Annotated in this window: 14 protein-coding genes; 8 read left to right on the top strand and 6 right to left on the bottom strand. The window is 62.7% G+C overall.

What is annotated here, in order from left to right:
- Positions 1-59 precede the first annotated feature (59 nt).
- The 7 genes from BM438_RS15970 to BM438_RS15940 all read left to right on the top strand — a co-directional run bounded on the left by BM438_RS15970 (position 60) and on the right by BM438_RS15940 (position 7,391).
- Complete coding sequence (locus tag BM438_RS15970) at positions 60-908, top strand: IclR family transcriptional regulator (RefSeq protein WP_093635200.1); 849 nt, start codon at positions 60-62, stop codon at positions 906-908.
- Between the two features lie 328 nt (positions 909-1,236).
- Positions 1,237-2,550 carry an amidohydrolase family protein gene (locus tag BM438_RS15965; protein WP_093635199.1) on the top strand — a complete coding sequence of 438 codons (1,314 nt, stop codon included), beginning with the start codon at positions 1,237-1,239 and terminating at the stop codon, positions 2,548-2,550.
- A gap of 195 nt (positions 2,551-2,745) precedes the next feature.
- Positions 2,746-3,894 (top strand): acyl-CoA dehydrogenase family protein, encoded by a 1,149-nt coding sequence (locus BM438_RS15960; protein WP_093635198.1) that lies wholly within the window; start codon positions 2,746-2,748, stop codon positions 3,892-3,894.
- 5 nt (positions 3,895-3,899) lie between these two features.
- Complete coding sequence (locus BM438_RS15955; RefSeq protein WP_093635197.1) at positions 3,900-4,991, top strand: acyl-CoA dehydrogenase family protein; 1,092 nt, start codon at positions 3,900-3,902, stop codon at positions 4,989-4,991.
- Positions 4,988-5,791 carry a crotonase/enoyl-CoA hydratase family protein gene (locus tag BM438_RS15950; RefSeq protein ID WP_093635196.1) on the top strand — a complete coding sequence of 268 codons (804 nt, stop codon included), beginning with the start codon at positions 4,988-4,990 and terminating at the stop codon, positions 5,789-5,791. Before BM438_RS15955 ends, BM438_RS15950 begins: the two co-directional genes overlap by 4 nt.
- Positions 5,792-5,866: 75 nt before the next feature.
- Positions 5,867-6,991 carry an acyl-CoA dehydrogenase family protein gene (locus BM438_RS15945; RefSeq protein WP_093635195.1) on the top strand — a complete coding sequence of 375 codons (1,125 nt, stop codon included), beginning with the start codon at positions 5,867-5,869 and terminating at the stop codon, positions 6,989-6,991.
- A 76-nt stretch (positions 6,992-7,067) separates the two neighbouring features.
- On the top strand, positions 7,068-7,391 hold the full coding sequence (locus BM438_RS15940; RefSeq protein ID WP_093635194.1) for a 2Fe-2S iron-sulfur cluster-binding protein: 324 nt from the start codon (positions 7,068-7,070) through the stop codon (positions 7,389-7,391).
- A gap of 70 nt (positions 7,392-7,461) precedes the next feature.
- Here the strand turns inward: BM438_RS15940 and BM438_RS15935 are convergent, their stop codons facing one another.
- On the bottom strand, positions 7,462-8,739 hold the full coding sequence (locus tag BM438_RS15935) for a cytochrome P450 (protein ID WP_093635193.1): 1,278 nt from the start codon (positions 8,737-8,739) through the stop codon (positions 7,462-7,464).
- A 194-nt stretch (positions 8,740-8,933) separates the two neighbouring features.
- Here BM438_RS15935 and BM438_RS15930 point away from each other — a divergent pair, with 194 nt between their 5' ends.
- Positions 8,934-10,580 (top strand): phytoene desaturase family protein, encoded by a 1,647-nt coding sequence (locus BM438_RS15930; protein WP_093635192.1) that lies wholly within the window; start codon positions 8,934-8,936, stop codon positions 10,578-10,580.
- Here the strand turns inward: BM438_RS15930 and BM438_RS15925 are convergent.
- From BM438_RS15925 to BM438_RS15905, 5 genes are all read right to left on the bottom strand, one after another.
- Complete coding sequence (locus BM438_RS15925) at positions 10,536-11,291, bottom strand: TetR/AcrR family transcriptional regulator (protein WP_093635191.1); 756 nt, start codon at positions 11,289-11,291, stop codon at positions 10,536-10,538. The two genes, BM438_RS15930 and BM438_RS15925, sit on opposite strands and share 45 nt — an antisense overlap.
- Positions 11,292-11,447: 156 nt before the next feature.
- Positions 11,448-12,182, bottom strand: a complete 735-nt coding sequence (locus tag BM438_RS15920) for an SDR family oxidoreductase (RefSeq protein ID WP_093635190.1) — start codon at positions 12,180-12,182, stop codon at positions 11,448-11,450.
- Positions 12,183-12,234: 52 nt separating this feature from the next.
- Positions 12,235-13,689 (bottom strand): acyl-CoA reductase, encoded by a 1,455-nt coding sequence (locus BM438_RS15915; RefSeq protein ID WP_093635189.1) that lies wholly within the window; start codon positions 13,687-13,689, stop codon positions 12,235-12,237.
- A 7-nt stretch (positions 13,690-13,696) separates the two neighbouring features.
- Positions 13,697-15,115: a long-chain-fatty-acid--protein ligase gene (locus tag BM438_RS15910; RefSeq protein ID WP_093635188.1), complete on the bottom strand. Its 1,419-nt coding sequence runs from the start codon at positions 15,113-15,115 to the stop codon at positions 13,697-13,699.
- A gap of 124 nt (positions 15,116-15,239) precedes the next feature.
- Positions 15,240-16,241, bottom strand: coding sequence for a helix-turn-helix transcriptional regulator (locus tag BM438_RS15905; protein ID WP_093635187.1), 1,002 nt, complete (start codon positions 16,239-16,241; stop codon positions 15,240-15,242).
- Positions 16,242-16,463 lie beyond the last annotated feature (222 nt).

Here is a 16,463-nt window from a genome sequence, read left to right as displayed (position 1 = left end):
GGATAGAGAATGAACGGCACGTTGCCAGTGCCAGGACGGCAACCAAGAGACCGCCACCCATGACGACAAAGAAGAACACTGCTGTAAGCGAGTCCGTAGGTACCCGTGCGAGCGTGACGCGCCGCTCTGCTGATCAAACGCCGAAAAGCCGTGCCGCAACGAGCGCGGTAACGGTGAAGCCCGTTGCGAATGCAATCCGTATTCTGCGTTACCTCACCCAGACAGGTGCGCCGGAGCGAGCCGCTGACATCGCGCGGCATCTGTCGATCAATCCAAGTACTTGCTTCAATATTCTGCGCACACTCGTTGCTGAGGACGTGGTTGATTTCAATGCATTGTCGAAGACGTATTCGGCAGGCCTCGGCTTGGCACGGCTGGTGGAGCAGTTGGTCACGCAGGGGCAGCGGCTGCAACTGGCTACGCCGCTGATGCAGGATCTTGCCGCGGAGTTCGGCGTCACCGTGACCTTATGGCGTCGGCTCGGCGCGGACCGGATCGTGCTGGTGAGTTCCGAATCGAGTCCGACGGATTTGCACATCGATATGCCGGCCGGCCAGCGGCTGCCGATTCTGATGGGGGCCAGTGGACGCCTTTTCGCGGCGCGCCTCGGGCTTACCGATGAACAGTTGCGTGACGAGTTTGAACAGTTGCGCTGGGCGCGGCCCATTTCGCTCGAGACCTATGTGCGCGAGGTGAATCGCGCGCGGCGGCGCGGCTGGGCCAGTGACGACGGGTACTTCGCTACCGGTGTGATGGCGATTGCCGCTGCTGTCTGCGACAAGAGCGATAACATCGCCTTTACCGTCTCTACGGTCATGATTCGGGGTGATCGAGGGGACGCGCAAGTGGAGGCGCTTGGCGAGGCCGTTCGCGACCTGGCTCACCGGCTGGAGTCGGTACTGTTCTGATTTTTTCTTCTCATTCGACGTATCAATCCGCATTCGCACAAGGTGCGGGGGTTCGAGTCCCCTCCCTCGCACCGCCTTCGCCTCTGACGGCAGTCCACAGCGCGTAAATTTAAAGAAGCCCCACGCCGCGTAGCGTGCGGACAGCGCGTGCCGCTCGCAAAAATCCCCTCTTCCTCTCCCTGTAAACCCTAAAAACGCCGCGTCAAACACACTTAAGTGAACATTATCGTTGATTGTGTTTAACTTGTTATCTACTATCTCTCTACCAACTCACTCCAAACCCGGCTCGCCGACTCGCAGGCGAGCCCCTTCACTACGGGGACCCCCGATGAAACTGGAAGACCTCATTCTCGTCAGCGTAGACGATCACGCGATCGAGCCGCCTAACGCTTTCACACGCCACATGCCCGCCAAATACAAGGGCCGCGAACCGAAAGTCGTGCAGCGCAGTGGCCGCGATGTTTGGGAATTCGAAGAAAAAGCCACCGGCTATATGGGCCTCAATTCCGTCGTGGGCCGGCCGAAGGAAGAGTACGGCATGGAGCCGCTCGGCTACGAGCATATGCGCCGCGGCACCTGGGACATCAAAGCCCGCGTCGACGACATGAACGCCAACGGTGTGCTCGGCTCGCTGTGCTTCCCGACTTTCCCCGGCTTCGCCGGTCAGCGCTTTCAGGCCTATGCGGATCGCGGCGTGTCGCTCGCGGCCATCCAGGCGTACAACGACTGGCATCTGCACGATTGGTGCAATGCCGCGCCGGGACGCTTCATGCCGTTGATGATCGCGCCGTGGTGGGACCCGCAAGCGGCCGCTGCCGAAGTCGAACGGATGGCCAAACAGGGCGTGCACGCCCTGTCGCTCTCGGACAACCCTTCGCTGCACGGCTACCCGTCGATCCACAACGATCACTGGGATCCGGTCTACAAGGCGTGTGCCGACAACAACGTGGTGATCTGCTGCCATATCGGCACCGGTGCGAAGGCCGACCACGCTTCCGACGAATCGCCGATCGATGCGTGGATCACCTCCATGCCGATCTCGATCGCGAATTCGGCCGCGGACTGGATCTGGGGGCCGATGTGGAAGAAATACCCGACGCTACGCATGGCGCTCTCGGAAGGCGGCATCGGCTGGATTCCGTATCTGCTGGAGCGCGCTGATTTCACGCACCGTCACCATCACGCGTGGACCATGTCGAACTTCGGCGGCAAGATGCCAAGCGATATCTTCAACGAGCACATCATCACCTGCTTCATCGAAGATCAGTTCGGCCTGAAGAACCTCGATTCGATCAACCTCGACAAGGTCACGTGGGAATGCGACTACCCGCACTCCGACTGCACGTGGCCGAATTCCGCCGACGTGTTCTGGGAACAGGCACAAGCACAAAACGTATCCGATGATGTGATCAACAAGATCACTCACCTGAATGCGATGCGCGAGTTCTCTTATGATCCGTTCCCGATCCTCGGCCGCGAGAACTGCACGGTCGGTGCGCTGCGCGCCAAAGCGAAGCATGTGAGCATCGAGCCCGCGCTTGGCATGGGCGGCGCCGCGCCGGTGCGCGATCCGAACAAGCCGGTGACCTCCGGCGACATCAATCGGATGTTCGCCGCCGCCGACGCACAGGCCGCGCTGTAAAGCGATCCACCCACGCCGCGGCAGCAGAGCGCCGCGGCCTGAGCAACACAGACCGGGCCGCGCGCCGTGCATCGGCTTCGTGGTTCAAGCGACCTACGCGGCCGGTGTAGCCTGGCGAATGTGCTCGAATGCGCTCGACATCCCAGGCCACGATCGGCGCGACCCGGTGCCCGCTCCCTGCGTCCCATCCGAACTATGTCCGCTACTGCCTTTCGCTATCACCGCATTCCCACCGACGCCGAGCCGCTGCGCGAGCAGGTACGCGCGTTCCTGGCCGAGACTTTGAAAACGCGCCCGCCGCTTAAACGCGCCGAATCGTGGATGGGCGCCGATCCCGCGTTCAGCCGCGAGCTCGGCCGGCGCGGCTGGCTCGGTATGGCGTTGCCCAAACGCTATGGCGGCAGCGAGGCCGGCCCGTTTGCGCGCTATGTCGTGATCGAAGAACTGCTCGCGGCGGGCGCGCCCGTGTCCGCACACTGGATCGCCGATCGCCAGAGCGGTCCGCTGCTTCTACGCTACGGCACCGAGGCGCAGCGCGAACGCTATCTGCCGGCGATCTGCCGTGGCGAAAGCTACTTCTGCATCGGCATGAGCGAGCCGAATTCAGGTTCGGACCTCGCGTCGATCCGTACTCGCGCCGAACGCAAAGGCGACGGCTGGGTGCTCAATGGCCACAAATTGTGGACCACCAACGCGCACTACTCGCACTACATGATCGCGCTCGTACGCACGGGTGAAAAATCCGGCGCGCGGCACGAAGGCATGTCGCAATTCATCATCGATCTGAAAGCGCCAGGTGTCACGATCCGCCCGATCCGCGACCTGGCCGGCGGCGAGCATTTCAACGAAGTGTTCTTCGACGACGTACAACTCGGCGCCGACGCGCTGGTTGGCACCGAGGGTCAGGGTTGGAACCAGGTCACCGCTGAACTCGCGTTTGAGCGCAGCGGACCCGAGCGCTTTCTAAGCAGCATCGCGTTGCTGCATACGTTGATCGATGCGATTGGCCGCCGTCCGGATGCCTTGCAGGCACGCGAGATCGGCCGGCTGACAGCGCGGCTCTTCACGCTGCGGCAGATGTCGCTCTCGGTCACGGCGGAACTTGCGGCCGGACAGAACCCCGCGTGGGCCGCGTCGTGCGTCAAGGATCTCGGCACGAGCTTCGAACAGGAGATTCCCGACGTCGCGCAACTGCTGCTCGACACGCTGCCCAGCACCACCGGCGGCAGCGACCATGCACAAGTCCTCGCCTATCTGATGCAGATGGCGCCTTCCTTTTCCCTGCGCGGCGGCACGCGCGAAATCCTGCGCGGCATCATCGCCCGTGGACTTGGACTGCGGTAATCGTCATGAGAGAAATTTTCGAATCCACCATCGAGCGCCTGCTCGGCGACATCGTCACTCCCGAAGTACTACGCGACAGTGAAACCGGCGCGTGGCCGGCGTCTTTGTGGAGTGCCATCGAAGAATCCGGTTTTGCCGTAGCGGCCGCTTCCGAAGCGCAAGGTGGCGCTGGCGCGAGCTGGGCCGACCTGTTCGTCGTAGTGCGCGCGGCAGGCCGTCACAACCTGCCTTTACCGCTCGCCGAAACGCTGCTGGCCAATGCGCTGCTTGGCGAATGCGGGCTCGAAGCAATCAACGCACCGCTCGGCATCGCGGGTGGCGGCTCGGTGACGCTACAACAGGGACGCGTGAGCGGCACGCTGCTGGACGTGCCCTGGGGCCGTCACGTTGGCCACGTGGTTGCGATCACCGCGGGCAAGGAGCCGATCCTGGTGCTGCTCGACGCGGCCGATGCACAGGCGACATTGCGCCTGAACACTGCGGGCGAACCGCGCGACGATCTGCATTTCGAACGCGCCGCCTGCGTGAGCTGCGTGCCCTTGGCCGCCGATCTGCAAGCCGACGCGCTGCAGCTGGGCGCGGCGATGCTGCGCAGCGCGCAGATCGCGGGCGCCTTGCAGGTGGTGCTCGACCTGACGATTCTCTATGCCACCGAACGCGTGCAGTTCGGCAAGCCAATCGGTGCATTCCAGGCGCTGCAGCAGCAGATCGCCGTGCTCTCCGAACATGCCGCGGCGGCAGCGGTAGCCGCCGAGTGCGCGTTCAGCGCATCGCTCGACGGCGCCGGCGGCTTCGCCGCACTGCCGATCGCTGCAGCGAAAGTGTGCAGCGCCGAAGCGGCGAGCTTCGCGACCGCAGCGGCGCATACGGTGCACGGCGCGATCGGCTTCACCCATGAACATGCGCTGCATCACTCGACCCGGCGGCTCTGGTCATGGCGCAGCGAATTCGGCAACGCGACCCTGTGGGCGCAACGGCTGGGCGCCGCCGTGTGCGCGGCCGGCTCGTCCGGATTGTGGCCGGCGCTGACCGCGGGGCGCCTCGCGCCGCTCGAACGGCCCGCAGCGGCGGTGCAGTTGCAGGGAGTCGCGGCATGAGCGAAACCTTTCTCAACGTCGAACGCGAGGGCGCCGTGCTGACCGCGTGGCTGAACCGTCCTGAGACGCGCAACGCACTGTCTGAACCCGCGCAAATGGATGAGCTGGTCGATCTCTGCCAGCAGGTGCGCCGCGATCGCGCGATCAAAGCACTCGTGTTGACCGGCGCCGGCAGCGCGTTTTGCGCGGGCGGCAACGTGAAAGACATGCGCGAGCGCGGCGGCATCTTCGCCGGTTCGCCGCACGAAGTGCGCGACAGCTACCGCAATACGATCCAGCGCATCCCGCTCGCGTTATACGAGCTCGACGTGCCGGTGATCGCCGCCATCAATGGTCCGGCGATCGGCGCGGGGCTCGATCTCGCCTGCATGTGTGACATTCGCATCGCGTCGGACAAGGCGCTGTTCGCGGAGAGCTTCGTGAAAGTCGGCATCGTCCCGGGCGATGGCGGTGCATGGCTGCTGCCGCGCGTGATCGGCATGCAGCGCGCAAGCGTGATGTCGTTCACCGGCGACACGATCGATGCGGCCAAAGCACTCGAATGGGGACTGGTGGCTGAGGTCGTCGCCGCTGACGACCTGCTCGCGCACTCCCAGGCGATGGCACGACGCATCGCCGCTAACCCATCGCACGCGCTGCGCCTGACCAAACGGCTCTTGCGCGAGGGCCAGCATATGCGGCTCGATTCGTTGCTGGAGTTGTCCGCCGCCTATCAGGCGCTCGCGCACCACACCGAAGATCATCTGGAAGCGGTCAACGCGTTTCTCGACAAACGGCCACCGCGCTACATGGACAAATGAACGCGTGGATAAATCACGCGTAGTAGACCCAGCCCATTCCACCCAAACGCAGAGCGACAATCGCAGGACATGACCATGCGGACCGTTTTCAGGGAAGACCACGAATTATTTCGCGAGCAGGCCCGGCGCTTTATCGAAACCGAGATCGTGCCGAATCTGCACGCGTGGGAACAGGCCGGCATCGTGCCGAAATCGCTGTGGCGCAAAGCCGGCGAAATCGGTCTGCTGTGCTCGACCGTGCCCGAGGAGTATGGCGGCAGCGGCGGCGACTTCGGTCATTCCGCGGTGATGATCGAGGAACTGGCGCGCGTCAACGCCACGGCCATCGGTTTTACGACACACTCGGAAATCGTCGCGCCCTACCTCGTTGCGTATGGCAGCGAAGAACAGAAACAGCGCTGGCTGCCGCGCATGGCGAGCGGCGAGTTGATCGGCGTGATCGCGATGAGCGAGCCTGGCATCGGCAGCGATCTGCGGTCGATGCGCACCGGCGCACGCCGGGAAGGCGACCACTACGTGATCAACGGGCAGAAGACGTTCATCACCAACGGCGGCAACGCCGGCTTGATCGTCACGGCTACCAAGCTCGATCCGCAATCGCGCGATCTCACCCTGATCTGCGTCGAAGAAGACACCGAAGGTTTTTCCAAAGGCAAGCTACTGGAGAAGATCGGCCTCAAAGGACAGGATACGTCCGAACTCTTTTTCGATAACGTGCGCGTGCCGGCCGGCAACCGGCTCGGTGAAGAAAACAAGGGCTTCAGCTATCTGACCCATCAGCTCGCATGGGAGCGCACCATCATCGGGATTCGCGCGGCGGCCTCGATCGAGGCCTTGCTCGAAGAGACCATCCAGTACACCCGTGACCGGCGCGTGTTCGGCAAACCCGTCTTCGATTTTCAGAACACACGCTTCAAGCTGGCCGAAGTCAAGGCGCAAGCCACCATGCTGCGCACATTCGTCGACGACTGCCTCGGCCGCGCGATGCGCGGCGAACTGAGCGCCGAAGTTGGCGCGATGTGCAAACTGGTCGGCTCCGAATTGCAAGGCAAGCTGCTCGATGAAATGCTGCAATTGCACGGCGGTTACGGCTATATGAGCGAGTACCGGATCGGCAAGGCATGGGTGGATGCGCGGGTGGCGCGAATTTACGGCGGCACTTCGGAAATCATGAAGGAAATCATCAGCCGGTCGCTATAGGTCTGCCATTCACGTTGCACACAGACCCGCGCGAATCGAAGACCGGCGCTTCAACCACGCTATACAGGAGACGACCATGCCCAAACTCTCATACATCACGCACGACGGCTCGCGCACCGACGTCGACACGGCCGTTGGCGCGACGGTGATGCAAAGCGCGCTCGAACGCAACATCGCCGGGATCAGCGGCGACTGTGGCGGCGCGTGCCAATGCTGCACCTGCCACGTGTTTGTCGAAGAAGCGTGGCAAGACAGATTGCCGCCTATCGACGATATGGAAGACGCGATGCTTGACAGCACCGCCGAGCCGCGCCGTGTCAATAGCCGGTTGTCATGCATGCTGACCATGACTCAGGAACTCGACGGTCTCGTCGTCCATCTTCCCGCCTCGCAGATCTGAGCGAAGATCGTTGTCGCAGTAAAAAGGCGACCTACGGGTCGCCTTTTTCAATCCGTCGCCAGGTTCGTCCTCAATCCCAGATCACATGCAGCGCGTGCGGGCCACGCAATTGGGCACCGACGATCTGCGGTTTCGGCATATCCGGATCGAGCCTCAGGTTCGGCAGTAAGTCGAGGATGGCATTCACTGCTACCGCGAGTTCGACCTTGGCGATGAACTGCCCGATGCACATATGCGGACCAAAGCCGAATCCGAACGACGGCTTGAGCTTGCGATCGATATCGAAGCTCTCGCTGTTCTCGAACACCTCTTCATCGCGATTCGCCGACGAGACAATACATTGCACCATCGCACCCTTCGGAATGCTGAAGCCGCCGATCTCCGTGTCCTGCGCCGCCTGGCGCACCTTGAACGTCGCTACCGGTTCGAAACGCACGGCTTCGTCGATCGCTTTTGGCACCAGGCTGCGATCCGCACGCACCCGCTCGAGGAGTTCGGGCCGCTCCAGCAACGCCACCATCAGCGAGCCGAAGGTGCGCGTGGTGGTCTCACCCGCCGCAGGCAGCAATGAGCGCACGAAAGTCGCCACCTCGTGGTCATCCAGAGAGCGTCCTTCGTACTCCGCGCGAATCAGTCGGCCAATCAGGTCGTCGCCTTGCGCACCGTTCTTGCGCACTTCGGTCACTTCAAGCTTGACCGCGTCGTAGAGCGCCTGGGCGGCTTCCATCGCCGCCTTGCGCGCCAGGGCGGCTTTTTCGGCATCGACCTGCGGGCCCGCCAGAATCGCCAGCGCCCATGCAGCATATTGCTCGATCTGTTCGGGACGATTGTCGGGAAACCCGATCAGCGAATAGATCAAACGGATCGGGAAATGCAGGCCGAAGTTCATCAGATCGGCGCGGCGCTTCGGCACCATGGGCTCGATATATTCGCTGCGCACGATCGGCGCCATCTTCGTCTCGCGCCAGCGGTTCACCACATCCGGCATGAACACCGGTTGCAACAGCGAACGCGCGCGGCGATGCGCTTCACCGTCCATCCCGGTCAGGATCAGGCCGTCGAAGAACGCACCGAGCCCTTCGGCGATAAAGCCGCTCGTGAAGTGGGTGGCATCGCGCAACACCGACATCACGTCCTTGTACTTGAACAGCGTAAACGTCGGCCGGTCTGCGTCCAAACCGGCAATGTTCGGCACGCCCAGGCGCGCCATGAAGTCTTCCGCGATGACCGGCGAATTGCGGCGCATGTCACGATAAATCGCGTGCAGATCGACGTCGCTGCCTTTGTAGTTATCCGCGACGCCGGCGAAGGCGCTCTCGAGCGAAGTTGCTGCGGCGGGTGTGCTCATGCCTGTCTCCATCGTTGATATTCGGCGCGCGGACCCAAGGATCAGCCTGATAACCGTTTGACCCATGGTCAGCGCATTATGTTGAACAGATTTGTAGATTGTGATCCACTTAAGGAATGGAGGCAAGACAAAAGGCGCGCACTGCGATCGACGCAAACGCCCATGCACCCTGACAACAAAAAGGACGGAGACACATGGCAACAGAACAGACTTATGACGCGTTGATCGTCGGTGGCGGCCATAACGGGCTATCCGCGGGCTGCTATCTCGCCGAGGCCGGCAAGAAGGTGCTGGTGCTCGAAGCGCTCGACAAGGTGGGCGGCATGGCTTCGTCGGGCTATCTGCTGGAAGGCGCGCCACAGCACATGGTTCATCCGTGTGCGCTCGACATGATGTCGATGCGCGTGCATCCGCGCGTGCCCGCCGAATTGCAGCTCGAACGGCACGGCTTTCGCCAGATCGAGCTGACGCCGGGTTACGTCTATTTGCATCCGGATGGCAGCTCGCTGGTGTTCTGGCGCGATCCGGAGAAGACCGCAGCCGAGATTCGCCGCTATAGCCCGAAAGACGCCGACGCATTTCTCGTCTTCATCAAGGTCGTGTTCGCCTTCATCGACATGGCCGTTCCGATGATGCGCGTCGACCCGGCAGATAAAAACCTCGGCGCGAAATTCGAGGCTTTCAAGGCGGCGCTGCGCAATCGCAAGCTGAAACCCGAACTGATGGCACTGCTCACCGGCTCGGCTTATCAGGCCGCACAGGAGCATTTCGAACACCCGGTGACGATCTCCGCGATGTGTTGCCTGACCGGCCTCGCCGGTCCCATCACGGCTGACGGCAGCGGCATCTATTACGCGCTGCTCGGCTTTCTGCACCGCTTCGGCGTGGGCCGTGTGGTCGGCGGCATGCAGACGCTGTCCAACGCGATGGCGGCACGGCTGCAGGAACTGGGCGGCGAAGTGATGACCTCGGCAAGCGTCGCGGAGATCATCGCCGACGAATACGCGGCGCGCGGCGTACGTCTCGCCGACGGCCGCACGTTCTATGCGCATGCAGTCATCGCGAGCTGTCACCCGAAGGTCGCGCTGGACCTGGTTACGCCCGGCCGGGTCGAAAGGCGCCTCCTGACGCGCATGGCGCATGCGCCGGCCAACGCGCACGGCGCGTCGCCACTGAAGGTCGACATGGCCCTGCGTGGCCAGATATCGCTCAAACGTTTCGAGGCTAAACGTGGCGACGGTCTCGATCTGCGCAAGACCTGTTTGCTGATCGGCACCACGGAGGCCGTGCTGGAAAACTTCCGTGCTTCGGCGCGTGGAGAAGTCCCCACCTTGCCCTATCTGACGATCACCGCGCCGAGCGCGGTCGACCCTTCACAGGCGCCTGCCGGACAGGACACGGTGTATCTCTACCCACCCGCCATGCCGACCCAGCCACGCGAAGGCTGGGATGCGATTCGCGAACGCGTGACGCAACAGGTGATCGACCAGGCGAGCGACTATGTAGACGGGTTGAAAGAGTTTGAGATTGCGCGCCGTATGGAGGCGGCCCCCGACTTCACGCAGCGGCTGAACACCGTCAACGGTTGCGTGGTGCATATTGACACCAGCACGATGCGCTCGAACAAATTCCGACCCGCTTACGGGCTGGGTGGCGCGACGCTGCCGGTACGCGGTTTGTACTTCGGGGGTGCCGGCATTCATCCGGGCGGCGGCGTGAACGGCATGCCGGGCCGCATCGCCGCGCAACGCGTGCAACGCTACCTCGGCAAAGCCGAGCGGCGCGGTACGGCCCAATCAGGCTTCGTGATGGCGATTCTTGCCGCGTGGGGCGTCTGCTAAAGCCGTCAAAGCCGGCCGCTTCAGCGGTGGCCGGTCGCCGGCAAGCAACGTGGAAAGCACGAAGTCCACCGAGAATTCACGCCACGCCGCCGCGCCCGCGGCGGACGTCGTATCGAAACCTGCGACGGCGGACACGGTGTAGTGATTGGTGAAGCCGCCGGTGGTCAGCAGCGCGCATGCGGCGTAGAACATGCGAGCATCCACGCCGTCACGGAACTCACCGCTCGCCGCTCCGCGCTGCAGGATACGCGCCATCTGTGCGACCAGCGCGGGCGCCAGATCGACGAAACGGTTGCGTTCGACGGGATGCGTGTGGTGCTCGTGAAACCGCAGGCTCTCTTGCGCCAGGGAGCCGAGCGTCGGGTCGAGCCGGTATTGATCGATTGCGTGTTGCAGAAAAACTCGCAATGCCTCCACCGGCGGCAGGTGATCGAGTTCGAGCGCTAGCAGATCGGCGAGCACATCTTGCGCAGACTCATCGAGCACGCTGGCGAACAACTGCTCCTTGCTGCTGAAATAGTGATAGACGAGTTGCTTGGTCACGCCCGCTGCCCGCGCGATATCGTCCACACGTGCGCCCGCGAGGCCTTTCTCCGAAAATGCCCGGCGCGCCTCTTTCAGCAGGCGGCTGAGCGTGACTCGCTTTCGTGAGGGCGAGGCAAGCGCCGCGGACGTGGAAGGCGCGGCGGTATCGGTAAGCGTCGAAGGCATGGATAGGCGGCACACGATGCAGGGAAAACGAAGCACCGCTGATGCGGTTGACTGCGCCCTTCTCGGCGCAGACCGCAGCGATGTTCGGCTAACGCATTGTAGTGCTGATCGACGGTAAAAGGCGCCTCGTTCTCGCACCGTCGGTCATTCTCTGCTTCAGAAACTTTGCGAGAGCGGCCGCACGACGATCTCATTGACCGCGACATGTTCCGGTTGCGCAATCGCATAGACGATCGCGTCGGCGATCACGTCCGGCGACATTGCGCCCTCGAACAGTTTTTGCGCGCGCTCGCGGAAAGCCGGCACCGTGATGCTGTCGGTGAGTTCGCTCGCGACGAGGCCAGGGCAGATCGAGGTCACGCGCACCTTGCCCGCGCATTCCTGACGCAAACCCTCGCTGATCGCACGCACCGCGAATTTGGTCGCCGAATAGACCGCGCCGCCTGGCCCCACCGTCAAGCCCGCCACCGACGAAATATTGATCACGTGCCCCGAGCCCTGCTCCAGCATGCCACCAAGCACCGCGTGAATGCCATACAGCACGCCCTTGATATTCACGTCGATCATGCGGTTCCAGTCGTCCACGCAGCCTTGCGCGATCATCGATACAGGCATGATGCCGGCATTGTTGACCAGCACGTCGATGCGGCCGAAGCGCTCGCGCGCCTTCTGCGCGAGTTGTTGCAGATCGGCTGATTGCGTAACGTCGGTAGCGGCCCACAGCACGTTGGCGTCGCCGCCGAGTTGCTCCGTCAGATGCTTCAGGCGATCCGTGCGCCGCGCGGCCAGCACGAGTTTGGCGCCCTGCTGCGCCAGCTGTCTGGCCGTCGCGTCGCCGATGCCGCTGCTCGCCCCGGTAATCATGATGACCTTGCCGTCTATCGAATTCATAGGTTTCGTTCCTTCGTTTAAAGTTGATTGCGCAATCGCGGTAAGACCGCGCTTAGCCCGCCAGCGATTCCACCAGCAATGGATCGGCCGTCTCTTCGGTGACCCATTTCACGGTGCGGCGGATCGGTTCGATCGCATCCTGGCGATCGAGGTTGTGCTGCAAGGTGGCGGCCGCGCCGAGCGACACCAGCCGTTGCGCGCCCTGATACGCGAGCCGGTCGCGCAAGTTGTGTTTGAGTGCTTCTGGAAAAATGCCGATGGTCTGCGTATACGCGTTGACCGAGCGCACGGCGGTGTCGATCTCATCGATCGGCACCAGATTGCCCACGCGGCAACCGAGAATGCGCGAAAAGCTGACCGGCGCGCCGTCACGCGAGACGATCAACGCACCTTCATTGCTTCTGCCGCCGAAGACCGTGTAGTCGTCCTCGATCATGCGGATGCCGTCGAGTTCTTCTTTCAGCAGCGGATCGAAAGCCTTGTGGGGTGTGGACAGGTTCTCGGGCAAGCTCTGGAGTGCCGCAAACGTGAGTTCGGCAAGCTTTGCGCACCGCGTAAGGCCGGCGTCATCGGTGCCCGACTGCACGTAGATCACGCGCGCGCTTACACAGGCCTCTTGGTTCTGCGCACCGACGTCAAGCGCGAGGCGCCTCGCCACGCTGGTCAGCGTCGCTTCATCGGCAAAGGCTTCGCGGCCGATGATCGTGCCGCTCAGTTTCGGATCGAGCGTGATCAGATCGAGGCCAGGCTGCAGATAGCGCGTGATGTGCTTGACCGAATCGAAGCCGCCCCATGCAATCAGCTTCTCGACCTTGCGGGGATCGTAGATATGCCGCTCCACCGCTTCATCGCCGCCTTTCCAGTAAGCGACGCTCAAATGTTTCGTCAACGGATGATCCGGCGCCATGTCGATCATCGTGCGCGCCAGCGCCATGGACGTGAGCGGATCGTTCGACGGCGCCTTGATGATCGCGTCGGAACGTGTGAGTGCGTTGCGAATCAGCGTCAACACCGCAACCACCGGCGCATTACCCGCAATCACGTGAACGCAGCGCGCGCCGAATGCACGGGTGCGCGCAGTGACGCCCGGCAGACTGCCTGGCTGCTCGACCCAGCCTTCCAGATACTCGGCGCCGACCGAACGCGCGACGATGTTGTACAACTCCTCGCGCTGAAAGAGGCGCGGCGTGCGTGTGTAGTGAAAGCGCAGAATGCTTTCCGACAGCCCGGACGTGGCGCACGACAGTTCGAAGGCCTGCTGCAAATGACGGTTGTCGGCAAAATTGAGGTGCTGGCCGAGTTCGACCAGATAGTCGACGATCTGCTCGAGACTCAGCGTGTACAGGTCGGCCATTTGCGACGGCGCGCGCAGGGTCAGTTCGTCGACATGGCGGCTCACGTCCGGCGCTGAAAAAGAAACGCCCCCGCGACGGCCGCCGAATGTCAACGCATCGCCTTCGATGAGCTTGCCGCGAATGATCAGCGGCACGTTGTAGGAAGTGGTCATGATCGGCTTACTCAGAAAGTTCAGTCAGGAAGTTGAGTGCTTCGTCGTGCGCGGCCGGGGCGCCGGCGCAAATCACTTTGTCGTCGCCGCCCTCCTTCTCGCTGTAGCGGCGGATCGCGGCCAGCAGATAGGGGCCGCTACGGCCGCACTGGCAGGGCTTCTCGTAACCGTGCAGCGTGATTTCGTCGCCGGTCACGAGGCCCGCCCAGTAGGTGCCCGGTAACAGATCGAGCGAAGCAAAGCGGCCTGTCAAACCGTCTTTGCGTGGCAGCGGTTTGCCGGTCGCCGGATCGAGCAGGAATGCGATGGTGGTAGGCGGTACGTGGTAGTGACCTTCCTCGCAGCGCATGCAGAAACCCATCTGTTCACTGCAGCCGTAAAACTCGTAGAAGTTGTCGAAGCCGAGGAACTCAACCAGTTGCTCGCGCCAGTTGTCCGGCATGTTCTTGCCTTTCTTACCGCCGCCTGTATGCAATACGCTGCCGTTGCCAAATACCTGGCGGGCGCCTCGGGCAAGACCTTCGGCGGCAGTCTCGTACAGGATCGTCCAGACCGCGCCCATGTAGACGTCACGGCCGGCGAAACGGGTGATCGCTTCGGCAAAGAACTTACGCAATTGCTCTGGACGTTCGCGCTCCACTCGCACGAGTTCCTCGCGTTTGGCCAGCAAGGCTTCAGAGATATGCAAGGAACCGAGTTCACCCTGCGCCTCGGCTGCAGCGAGACGGCCCGAGAGCGAGGCGACATCCGCGGAAAAACGCGCGTCGGGGTACATGAACAATGCGTTGTGCTCGCCGCCCGCGTACATCTCGACCTGATAGCCGCTGCCGCGCGCGGCGGCGCTCGCGCCCTTGCGATAGGTCGGCGCAATCAAGGGACGCGGATTCGCAATCAGATCCGGGCCGCTGCCCGGACCGCGCCAGTCACGAATGCGACTCGCCGATAGCGTGATGTTCTGGCGCCACTCGCGGTCGGTGCGCGGCAGAAAAGATAGCTTGCCTGTGGTGCCTGACGTGTGGAACACGCGTAGATTCGTTTGGACGTCGAGCAGATCGATCCAGTCGTCGATCAGCTTGATGCCGGATGCGTCGACGTGGCTCAGGTCTTCCGTGGTCAAACCGTTGAGCCAGCGCGTAAGTTTGTCGAACTGGCCGCGTTCGAGATACGACAGCGGGTACGACTTGTACACCGTGTGCGCGAACAGCAAAGGGGCGACGTCGTCGATGCTATTGATCGTGTCGATGCCCTGTTCTGCAGCGAGACGCTCCAGCACCGGAATCTTCGCGCGCATTTCACCGAACCGCCGGCGTGCGCCGCTCAGTTGTATGTCGTGGATCTGCTGCTGGGTGAGACGGAAGGCGTCGTCATAGCACGCGGTAACGAGTGCGGCGGGGTCGGCAAGGAGCTGCGTATACAGCGTGGACATGGTGTCTCCGTTCGGGCTGTCTGAACTATTCGGACCGCGCGCGGAATGATTCGCGGTGCGTATCTGAATGCTATGAAAACGGGCCGCCGAGCAGAATCGCTAGTTGCCGCGCTGCGCGGTCAAACTATCGTCGAACGGACATGTCGTGCTCAGGAGCCGTTCGCAAGCCCAGCAGATCGAATCGATAGGCGCGCGGCGTATGGCCGGTGACCTTGCGAAACGCCGCGCCGAATGCCGCGGCGCTGGTGAAACCGCATTCGTATGCGACCGTTTTGATGAGCACGTCGGCATCGGCCAGCCGTCCCTTGGCCTGACGGATGCGCGCGTCGGCGATAAACGCGCTCAACGTCGCGCCGGTGCTGTTCCTGAAAGTGCGTGACAGGTGCCGCGCGCTGATACGGCATGCCTGCGCCAGTTCGATCACACCCGGCGACGGTCCGTACGCGCCCTCGACGCGCTCGCGGATCAGGCGCAACTGCCACGGCGCAAGCTTGCTGCCCTCGCCCAGATTCGCACGCGGATCGATGCCGCGAACATGCCGCGCGATATGCACGAGCATCGACATCAACAGACTTTCGGCGAGCGCCGCGCTGGCAAAGCCCGGACTAAGCGCTTCACTGGCCAGTTGCAGCATCGCGTCGCGTACCTGGGTCACCCGCAAATCGCGGCACAGGTCGAGCCGGACGGCGTCCCATTGCCAGTCGCGCAGTTGATCGAAGCGCGCGGGCTCGAACATGCAGCAGACCACGCGCCGTTGCATCGAATCACAACGCACATGGAAGGTCTGACCGGGCGGCACCAGCACACTCTCGCCCAGCCGGCCAAATGCCGTTCCGTCGGCACCGCCACCGAAGGTGCCCCCAGGCGTGCCGCGAAATGCGCCGCATGCGCCGCGTTCGCGCGAATCGAGTGACAGGTCCAGATAGCCCATCGATGGGCGGAATATGGCGTCGAGCGGGCCGTCGAGCGTAAATGTGCGGACATTGACCTCGAGCGATGGCGTGGTCAGATGCGCGTCTACCGACAAATGGGCTGGCGCCATGCGCTCGCGACGCACCAGCTTGCCGCCGCTAGCTACGGTGTAGAGGTCTGAGACGTTCGGGTCCGCAGTTTGAGCGTACGACATCGCAGCCTATATATGAACATTTATTGTCAATATGTCTATATAAGACGTTCGGACGGCCACGCCTATAGCGATGAACCCGTATCGCGCCCAGTTTGACGGCGCGTCAAACGAACCCGGCGGACAGCGCGGCCATTGCTCGCTAAGCTGCACAGCAAGACGGACTCCGCGTCCGCTGACATGACCAGGCCCCATTGTCCATTACCCCATTAATCAGGCTGCCGG

It is taken from the genome of Paraburkholderia aspalathi, from assembly GCF_900116445.1.
GTDB lineage: Bacteria > Pseudomonadota > Gammaproteobacteria > Burkholderiales > Burkholderiaceae > Paraburkholderia > Paraburkholderia aspalathi.
This window is presented reverse-complemented; position numbering and strand designations above follow the sequence as displayed.